9 protein-coding genes and 1 pseudogene are annotated in these 9,397 nt (G+C 71.8%); 8 read left to right on the top strand and 2 right to left on the bottom strand.

Features of this window, described 5'->3' with window-relative positions:
* Positions 1–384, top strand: a pseudogene (locus tag ACFFNX_RS32625) (hypothetical protein); the annotation flags it as partial.
* Here the strand turns inward: ACFFNX_RS32625 and ACFFNX_RS32620 are convergent.
* Positions 359–1,525, bottom strand: coding sequence for an acyl-CoA dehydrogenase family protein (locus ACFFNX_RS32620; RefSeq protein ID WP_446678538.1), 1,167 nt, complete (start codon positions 1,523–1,525; stop codon positions 359–361). The pseudogene ACFFNX_RS32625 and the gene ACFFNX_RS32620 overlap by 26 nt on opposite strands.
* 323 nt (positions 1,526–1,848) lie before the next feature.
* On the opposite strand from ACFFNX_RS32620, the gene ACFFNX_RS32615 reads away from it, so the two are divergent.
* A complete protein-coding gene (locus tag ACFFNX_RS32615) occupies positions 1,849–2,475 on the top strand; it encodes a response regulator transcription factor (RefSeq protein ID WP_378209718.1) in 627 nt (208 codons plus the stop codon).
* 152 nt (positions 2,476–2,627) lie between these two features.
* A complete protein-coding gene (locus tag ACFFNX_RS32610) occupies positions 2,628–3,614 on the top strand; it encodes an alpha/beta fold hydrolase (RefSeq protein WP_378209717.1) in 987 nt (328 codons plus the stop codon).
* Positions 3,615–3,679: 65 nt separating this feature from the next.
* On the opposite strand, the gene ACFFNX_RS32605 is transcribed toward ACFFNX_RS32610, so the two are convergent.
* Positions 3,680–4,639 (bottom strand): DMT family transporter, encoded by a 960-nt coding sequence (locus tag ACFFNX_RS32605; protein WP_378209716.1) that lies wholly within the window; start codon positions 4,637–4,639, stop codon positions 3,680–3,682.
* Between the two features lie 176 nt (positions 4,640–4,815).
* On the opposite strand from ACFFNX_RS32605, the gene ACFFNX_RS32600 reads away from it, so the two are divergent.
* The 5 genes from ACFFNX_RS32600 to ACFFNX_RS32580 form a co-directional block, all read left to right on the top strand.
* Complete coding sequence (locus ACFFNX_RS32600; RefSeq protein WP_378209715.1) at positions 4,816–5,358, top strand: hypothetical protein; 543 nt, start codon at positions 4,816–4,818, stop codon at positions 5,356–5,358.
* Complete coding sequence (locus ACFFNX_RS32595; protein ID WP_378209714.1) at positions 5,355–5,909, top strand: OmpA family protein; 555 nt, start codon at positions 5,355–5,357, stop codon at positions 5,907–5,909. The genes ACFFNX_RS32600 and ACFFNX_RS32595 overlap by 4 nt, the downstream gene beginning before the upstream one ends.
* 12 nt (positions 5,910–5,921) lie before the next feature.
* On the top strand, positions 5,922–6,626 hold the full coding sequence (locus ACFFNX_RS32590; RefSeq protein WP_378209713.1) for a sulfotransferase family protein: 705 nt from the start codon (positions 5,922–5,924) through the stop codon (positions 6,624–6,626).
* Between the two features lie 261 nt (positions 6,627–6,887).
* Complete coding sequence (locus tag ACFFNX_RS32585; RefSeq protein ID WP_378209712.1) at positions 6,888–8,633, top strand: SulP family inorganic anion transporter; 1,746 nt, start codon at positions 6,888–6,890, stop codon at positions 8,631–8,633.
* Positions 8,634–8,785: 152 nt separating this feature from the next.
* Positions 8,786–9,397, top strand: a 612-nt coding sequence (locus ACFFNX_RS32580) for an MFS transporter (protein WP_378209711.1), incomplete at its 3' end; no start/stop codon positions are given.

The raw sequence follows: 9,397 nt of genomic DNA, 5'->3' as shown, positions 1-9,397 counted from the left end.
GCCCTCGGCCACGCGTTGCGCCGTGAGTGGTGGCCCCTCGGGCTCGTCTGCCTGGCCGCCGGCGGACGCAGCCGCGCCGCCCGCGCCGGCGCCACCGCCATGCTCGCCCCGATCGCGCTCGAATGGATCAGGCATCGCCCCGCGCTCGACCCGGTCCGCTACACGGCCCTCAGACTCACCGAAGACCTGGCCTACGGCTCCGGGGTCACCCGCTCCGCCTGGACGCACCGATCCCTGGCCCCGCTCCTGCCACGCGTCCGCCTGCCGCTCCCCAGCAGATCGTCGCCGACCGGCATCCGCATGCCGGTTCCGGCGCCATGGCGGAGGACGGGTCCCGCCGGCACGGACGGCCGGATGGTCAGACGTCGAGGCCGCCGCGCTTGACGAGCTGGCGGACGATCACATTGCGCTGGATCTCGTTGGTCCCCTCGCCGACGATCATCAAAGGCGCGTCGCGGAAGTAGCGCTCGACGTCGAACTCGGTGGAGTAGCCGTACCCGCCGTGGATGCGAACGGCGTCGAGGGCGATCCGCATGGCGGTCTCGGAGGCGAACAGCTTGGCCATGCCCGCCTCCATGTCCACCCGCCGGCCGGCGTCGGCCTCGCGCGCGGCGTGGAGCGTGAGCTGACGGGCGGCCGAAAGAGAGGTGGCCATGTCCGCGAGGTAGTTGCCGATCGACTGGTGCTGCCAGATCGGCCTGCCGAAGCTCTCGCGCTCCTGGGCGTAGGCGAGTGAGTCCTCCAGCGCCGCCCGGCCCACGCCCAGAGCGCGGGCCGCGACCTGGAGCCTGCCGGTCTCCAGGCCCTTCATCATCTGGGCGAACCCGTTGCCCTCGGTCTCCCCGAGCAGTGAATCGGCGCTCGCGCGGTGGTCGTCGAAGGACAGCTCACAGCTCTCGACGCCCTTGTAGCCCAGCTTGGGCAGGTCGCGGGAGACGGTGAGGCCGGGGCCGTGCTCGACGAGGAGGATCGAGATGCCTTTGTGCGCGGGCTCGGCGTCCGGGTCGGTCTTGCAGAGCAGGGCGATCAGGCGCGACCGCCGGGAGTTGGTGATCCAGGTCTTGGCCCCGTTGATCACGTAGTCGTCCCCGTCGCGGCGCGCGACGGTGCGCATGGCCTGCAGGTCCGAACCGCCGGCCGGTTCGGTCAGGGCCATGGTCGCCCGGATCTCGCCGGTGGCCATCTTCGGCAGATAGCGGCGCTTCTGCTGTTCGGTGCCGAAGTGCAGCAGCAGTTTGGCCACGACGGTGTGGCCGCCCATCGCACCCGCCAGGCTCATCCAGCCGCGCGCCAGCTCCTCGGTGATGAGCACGTAGCACGAGGTGGAGACGGGGGTGCCGCCGTACTCCTCGGGGACGGCCAGGCCGAAGATGCCGAGCTCCTTCATCCGCTCGATCAGGGCCTCGGGGTAGGTGTTCGCGTGTTCGAGCTCCTGGACGACCGGCCTGACGTCCTTGTCGACGAAGTCGCGCACGATGCCGACGATGAACCGCTCGTCCTCCGAAAGCATGTCGAAAGTGCTCACGCTGGTCCTCTCCCGATGCGACGGCAGTTCCATCATGCGCGCCGGCCGAACGCGGCGGGCGGCCGGGCCGTGCGCGGCGATCGTCATCGGCGCGGCACAAGTGTGCGCGAGATGGCGAGGACCGGTGCGCATCGTGGCGAGTGCGCCCGGTGGTGCGCCGTTAGCCTTGCCGCGCATCCCACTCCTTCAGCAAGGCCGATCCGCAGACCAGTGACTCAGCGTTCCCGTCGTCCAGTCGCCATGGCGCTCGCCCGCGTTCGGCCCGTCGTGGCGACGTCGCCTGCCCTCGCCGCCAGGACGTTCCCGGCCCGCGCGGTGAACCGATGACGGCCGGGGAACGGCGCCGGCTCCGGGTCCTGATCACCGAGGACACGCGCCTGCGAAGGAGCACTCTGGCCGCCCTCGTCCAGCAGGAGGACGGGGTCCAGCTCGTCGCGCAGGTCACGACGGGGCGAGCGGTACTCGCCGCCGCGGCCAGACACTGCCCCGACGTCGCGGTGCTCGACATCGACCTGCTCGGCGTCGACGGGCTGAGCGTGCTCGAAGAGCTCCACACGCTGCTCCCGCGCTGCAAGGTCATCATCGTCACGGGCGTCATACGCCCCGGGCATCTTCGGCGCGCCATCGCGGCGAACGTCAGCGGACTGATCGTCAAAGACGTTCCCGGCAGGCAGTTGCTCGACGCGATCGGTCAGGCCGGCGCCGGCGCCCGCGTGATGGCGCCCCAGCTCGCCATGGCCGCGCTCGACGCCGAACCCAGCCCCCTCTCGTCCCGGGAGACCGAGATCCTCCAGCGGTACGCGGGCGGGTACGAGATCCGGGAGATCGCCGCGCACGTGTGCCTGTCGGGCGGCACCGTGCGCAACTACCTCGCCTCCGCCACCGTCAAGCTCGGCGCCCGCAACCGCGCCCACGCGGTCCGGATCGCCACCGAGGCCGGCTGGCTCTGAGCCGTACGAGTGCGGCGCGGCCGAGGGAGGCCATCCGCCCGAGAAGCATATGACCTGCGATTTTGCTAGAACTGCAACGCGATTGGCGGTGGTCGTCCCGTACGTCGGATGATGCAGCCCGGCGTGCACCCGACGCAGGTTCTGGAGGTTCGATGTCGCAGCCCGCTCCGGCCGGGGAGATCACCCACCGTCTGGTCCGGTCCTCCGCTGGACGCGTCCATCTCGTGGAGCAGGGCACCGGGCCGCTCGTGCTGCTGGTGCACGGCTTTCCCGAGTTCTGGTACTCCTGGCGCCACCAGCTTCCCGTACTGGCCGCGGCCGGCTACCGGGCCGTCGCGATCGACGTTCGCGGCTACGGCCGTTCCTCCAAACCCGAGGACGTGGCCGCGTACCGGATGCTGGAACTGGTCGAGGACAACGTCGCCGTGGTGCGCGCGCTGGGCGAGCGGCAAGCGGTGATCGTGGGCCACGACTGGGGCTCGGTCATCGCCGCCGACTCCGCCCTCATCCGGCCCGACGTCTTCCGCGCGGTCGGGCTGCTGAGCGTGCCCTTCGCCCCCCACGGCGGGCCACGGCCCAGCGAGGTCTTCGCCCGGATGGGCGGAGACGAGGAGTTCTACGTCGGCTACTTCCAGGAGCCGGGGCGGGCCGAGGCCGAGATCGAACCGGACGTCCGCGGCTGGCTCGCCGGCGTCTACGCCGCCCTGTCCGCCGACACCATGCCGCCCGCCGGCGCCCCGGACCCGCACTTCGTGTCCCGGGACGGGACGCTGCGCGACCGGTTCCCCACCGGCCGGCGGCCCGCCTGGCTCAGCGAGGCCGACCTCGACGTCTACGCGTCGGAGTTCGAACGAACGGGGCTGAGCGGCGCGCTGAGCCGCTACCGGAACATGGACCGGGACTGGGCGGACCTCGCCGGCTACGGTGGCTCCCCCATCACCCAGCCGTCCGTGTTCGCCGGCGGCGCGCTGGACGCCTCCACGATGTGGATGGCCGACGCGATCGAGGCCTACCCCACCACGCTGCCGGGCCTGACCTCCTCACACCTGCTCGACGGGTGCGGCCACTGGATTCAGCAGGAGCGCCCCGAGGAGGTCAACGCGATCCTGACCGGCTGGCTCGCCTCCCTGCCCGCCTGACGCCGAATCCAGACGGCCGCTCCCGGGTATGGTGCGCGAACCCACCACACCCGGGAGACGTTCGGCTATGGCGCCGTACGGCGGGACTCGGTCACGGCCAGGCCGGTGACGGCCGCGAGCAGCAGCAGCGTGCCGCCGACCGTCGCCGGAGTGAGGCGCTCACCGAGCAGGAGAACGGCGAGCACGGCCGCGCCGACCGGCTCGATCAGCATCACCACCGCCGCGGTGGCCGCCCGTACGGCGGCGGCACCGGCGAAGTACAGCGGGTAGGCGAGTGCCGTCGTGACGGCGGCGACGTACAGCATCAGCAGCACGATCCGCCCGAGGTGGGCGGTGTGCGGCCACAGGCCCTCGCTCCACGCGAAGGGCAGCATGACGGCCGCGCCGACGGCGAACGACCACACGGTGAGGCCGTAGGGGTCCTCTCCCGTGCCATGGCGTCCGGTCCACCGGCCCAGGATGTTGGTCACCGCGTACCCGGCCGCCGAGACCAGCGCCAGGCACACGCCCACCGGCCGGGCCACTCCGTGCCGGTCGCCCAGGACGAGGATCGCGAGGCCGGCCAGCGCGCCGCCGCCCGCCGGCAGGCCGCCGCCGCCGAGGCGTTCGCCCAGGAACACCCACGCGCCGGCGGTTGTGAACACCGGGGCCGCGCCCAGGCAGACGATGGTCCCGACGGCCAGGCCGGTGTCCTGGACGGCGCCGAAGTACGCGGTCTGGAAGACGGCCAGGCCAAGGCCCGTGCCCGTGAGCAGGAGCACGCGCCGTCGTACGGGCTGCGCCCTGCGGGGCAGGGCGCGGGACGGACGTACGGCGCGGGCCGCGACCAGCAGCGCCATGCCGCCGAGGAAGCGCCAGAACGAGACGGCCAGGGGTCCCAGGTCGCTCGACCGGTAGACGATCTCCATGGCGGCGCCGGTCGTCCCCCAGGTGGTGCCGGCGATCGCGAGGCAGGCGAGACCTCGCAGCGCGGGCCGAGATGGTCTTCGGGCAGCAGAAGCCGCCGCGACGGCGGTTTTCGACACGGTTGAATCTCCCGACGGAGCAGATGGTCGTGGACTCCCGTGCGGGCACGACCCGACGGCGCGTCGCCGTTCGCGGGGACGCGCCGGTGTCGTCGGTGGCCCGCCTAAACGGCGGGCGGCGCGAGCGCTGCCATGCCCATACCCTATGGCCCAAGCTTGATCACCTAGGAGGACGTATGACGCCGATTCGGCGAGCCGCCCTCGCGGCCGCGACCGTCGTGACGCTGGTCCCGGCGGTGTCCGGATGCTTCGGGACCGATGATGACGCCAAGGCGTCACAGCCCGCGTCCAAGAGCGGGATCACCGTCGCGAATTCGGCGAAGGTGCTGGCGAAGGCCACCTTCCCGTCGTCGATGGCCCCCGGGGCCACGGTGGACGTCGTGCTCAACGAGCTGAAGGTGGACGGCCGGCTCGCCCGGCTCTCCGTCACGATGACCCCGCATGCGCGCGGGGCCACCGAGCGCCCGACGCCGTACCGGCTGAACAACGAGTCCGGCCTCGGAACGTCGCTCATCGACACGGTCAACCTCAAGCGGTACGTCGTCGTCAAGGACAGCAGCGGGCAGAGTCTGCAGAGCGACGACGTCACGACGAACCTGACCAACGATCAGCCCGGCATGTTGAACTACACCTTCGCCGCGCCTCCCCAGGGCGTGGACCAGGTCGACGTCCAACTCGGTTCGTGGCCGGTCTTCCAGCACGTTCCGGTCGCGCGGTGACCGGCGTGCGACGCGTGGCCCTGGCGGCCGGCGCGCTGGCCTCGGTGTTCGTCGCGGGGAACGCCGCCGCCGAGGACGTCCCGGACGCGAACCTCGCGCAGAGCGTGCACGCCATCGCCGCATCGGACGGCGTACGCGACATCGCGCTCACCGACGCGGTGATCCCGCTGGAGGAGCGGCAGCGGGACGGCGGCCGGACCGTCGTACGGATCTCCTCCGACGTGCTGTTCGACTTCGGCAAGGCCACGCTGACCGACACGGCCAGGCGCCGGATCGACCAGATCGCCGCGGAGGTCACCGGCCCGGTGCGCGTGGCCGGCTTCACCGACGACATCGGCACGCCGGCCGCGAACCTCAAGCTCTCCCGCGCACGCGCCGAGGCCGTACGGACCGAACTCTCCGCACGCGTGAAGTTCCCGGTCGGCGCCACGGGCTACGGCGAGGCACGCCCCGTCGCACCGAACAAGAAGCCGGACGGCACGGACGACCCCACCGGACGCGCCAAGAACCGCCGCGTGGAGATCTCCTACCAGAGCCAGGCCCAGTCGTGATCGCTTCCCCCGATGACATCATGGAATCGTCGGTGGACGACGATCCGCTCGGGGGAAGAGGAATCAGCCATGCTCGATGTCATCGGCGCTGGTTTCGGGCGAACTGGGACCTTGTCGTTGAAGTCGGCATTGGAACGACTCGGATTCGGGCCGTGCCACCACATGGTCGAAATCCTCGAGAATCCCGAGCAGGCCTCGCTGTGGATGCGAGTCGCGCATGAGGAAAACCCCGACTGGGACGCGGTCTACCGCGGATACCGGGCGACCGTCGACTGGCCGGGCGCGCGCTTCTGGCGTCAGCTCACCGACCATTTTCCGCGCGCCAAGGTGATCCTCACGGTGCGCGATCCGCGGCGCTGGTACGAAAGCGCGACCGAAAGTATCTACCAGGCCGCCGTCGGCCCGCCGCCGGCCGACCCGGGCCTGGCCCGGCTGCGGCAGGTCGTGCGCGAGATCCTGTGGGACGGGGTGTTCGACGGCCGCTTCGACGACGCACGACACGCCATCCGGGTGTTCGAGGAGCACAACGAGGCGGTGTGCCGCGAGATCCCCGCCGACCGGCTACTGGTGTTCGAGGTCACTCAGGGCTGGCGGCCGCTGTGCGGGTTCCTCGGCGCGCCCGTGCCGGACGGGCCCTTCCCCCATGGCAACGACCGGCGGTCGTTCGCCGAGTTGAGAAGGCGACTCTCCTCCGGCGGCCGGGACGGGCTTGACTAATTGAGTCGAGTTAGCCTGACTCATTAGGTTTCGTGAAGCCCACATAATCTACTGTCTCGATCGGCATTACGAAATACAAATGTAGCGACACGGCCGATGGCGGCGCCCCATTCAGGAAGGGAAACCAGCCTATTCCGTAACTGCCGATCGAGGCACAACCGTAATTACTCTCTGTGATCGACGGAATAATCGCCGTGCGCATGCCGACCAGTAACGGCAAAAGCGTCATATGCGCACTCGACCGCCGGAACGGAGCGTGTGATGCGGGACATCGTGTCTTCACCGCGGACCGCGACCCGGTACGCCCGGCGCCGGGCGGCCCCGCGAAACCGGCTGACCGCCCTGCTCCCCGGGCGAGCGGACTGGGCCGCGATGCGGCGTCACCCGCGCCGGGACGTGCTGGCCGGGCTGTCGGTCGCGGTCGTGGCGCTGCCGCTCGCGCTGGCCTACGGGGCGAGTTCGGGCCTCGGCGCCCAGGCGGGGCTGGCCACCGCGGTCGTGGCCGGAGCGCTGGCGGCCATCTTCGGCGGCGGTGCGCTCCAGGTCTCCGGGCCGACCGGAGTGATGACCGTGGTGCTCGTCCCGATCATCCGCCACCACGGCGTGGAGGGCGCCCTGCTCGCCGGGATGATGGCGGGCGTCCTGCTCATCCTGGCGGCGCTGGCGCGACTGGGCCGGTACGCGCGCTGCGTCCCGGCCTCGGTCGTGGAGGGGTTCGCGGTCGGAGTGGCCGTCGTGATCGCCCTGCAGCAGGTCCCGGCCGCACTCGGGTTCGACCCGCGGCACGGGGAGAAGGTGTGGCGCGCCGCCGCCGGGACCGTCGCCGACTACGCGAGAGACGTACGGCCGGCGCCCCTGCTGATGGCGGCGGCGGTGGCCGCGGCGATGATGGTCGGCAGCCGGCGCCTGCCGAAGTTCCCGGTCGCCCTGGTCGCCATCGCGGCGGCGACGCTGGTCGCCCAGTGCCTGCCCCTGCACCTCCAGCGGATCGGCGAGGTGCCCGCCGGCCTGCCCACCCCGTCGCTGCACTTCCTCGACCTCGGCGTCGCGGTGACCCTCCTGCCGTCCGCGCTGGCGATCGCCGTGCTGGCCGCCCTGGAGGGGCTGCTGTCGGCGGCGGTCGTGGACGCGCTGGGCGCCGGAAAGCGGAGCGACCCGGACCGGGAGCTGTTCGGGCAGGGCCTGGCCAACCTCGCGGTGCCCCTCGTCGGCGGCGTTCCCGCGACGGCGACCCTGGCCCGTACGGCGGTCAACGTCCGATGCGGCGCGACGTCCCGGCTCGCCTCCCTCACCCACGCCCTCGCGCTCGCCGCGATCGCCTTCGCGGCCGGCGGCCTGGTCTCGGCGATCCCCCGCGCCGCGCTGGCGGGGCTGATGCTCGGCGCGGCCGCACGCATGATCAAGATCAGCTCGTTGACCTCCATCGTGCGTACGAGTCTCAGCGACGCTCTGATCGTGGTGTTCACGCTGGTCATCACGGTGATGGTGAACCTCATCGCGGCGGTCGCCGCCGGAGTGGTCATCGCGACCGTGGTGACCGTGGCCGCGCTCGCCCGCAGCGGGCGCATCGAGGCGATGCCCCTGGAGCCGCAGGGAGACGGCGGGAACGGAGACGCGGCCGGCCATGGGCGTGCGGCCGCCGGCGACATCGGCCTCTACCGGCTGGAGGGCCCCTGGTTCTTCGCCGCCACTCACCGGCTCCTCCAGGGCCTGAGCCAGGTGAGCGGACGGCGGGTGGTGATCTTCAGCATGGCCGGCGTCTCGGCGCTGGACCTGACGGCGGCTCGCGTACTCGGTGAGACGATCACGCAGCTGCGCAGTCGCGGCGTGACCGTGCTGCTGGCCGGGGTCCACCCCCGCCATCACCGGCTCATCGCCCACGCGACCGACGACGCGCACCTTCCGCCCGCCGATCTGCTCCACCCGAACCCCGCCGCCGCCCTGGTCCACGCGCGCTCGCTCATCGCCACCGTGGACCCGCCGCCCCCGCGCGAGTACCGGGCATGACTCGACGCGGTCCGCAATGAGCGGCCGGGGCAAGGCCTTCTTGCCCCGGCCGCACCGTCGTCGCCCCGTTCCGCCAGTGTCACTATGTGTCATCAAGTGCCTATGTTGCGTAATGTCCTTCTCTTACAGAACTAACTTGCGGGGGTGGGGACATGCCGGTCTTGGGCGCGCTGCGTACGGAGGCCTCCCGGCCTCGGGCCGTACGCGAGCACCGGCACGCCGGGTGGCTCGCGGCGACGACGGTGTGCGCGGGGACGTTCCTCGGCCGATGCGACGCCGGCATCGTCGCGTTCTCGCTGCCCGCGCTGCGGCGGCACTTCGACGTGTCTTCGGCCATGGTCCAGTGGGTGTCGCTCGGCCCGTTGCTGGCCATGGTCGCGGCGGCGGCCCCGGCGACCCGGATGGCCGACGCGGTCGGCCACAAGCTGACCTGGACGTACGGACTCGTGGTCGTCGCGGCGGCGTCGGCGGGATGCGGGCTGGCGCCCTCGCTGGGGGTGCTCATCGCACTCCGCGTGGCGCAGGCGGTGGGCGCGGCCATGGTCCAGGCCGGCGGCCTCGCCCTGCTGAGCACCGGCGTCGTCCCAGGAAGACCGCGTGCCGCAGTCGGCTTACTCCGCGCGGCGCCGCTCCTCGGCCTGGAGGCGGGCCTGACCGCGGGCGGCCTGATCGTCGCCTCGGCGGGATGGCGCTGGGTGTTCCTGGTCAACGTTCCGGCCGGGTGCGCCGGCGCGGTGGCCGGGCGCTACCTGCTCCCCCGGACC

This window comes from Actinoallomurus acaciae (assembly GCF_042429965.1).
GTDB lineage: Bacteria > Actinomycetota > Actinomycetes > Streptosporangiales > Streptosporangiaceae > Actinoallomurus > Actinoallomurus acaciae.
Note: the sequence above shows the minus strand (reverse complement) of the source record. Positions and strands in the feature narration are given on the sequence as shown.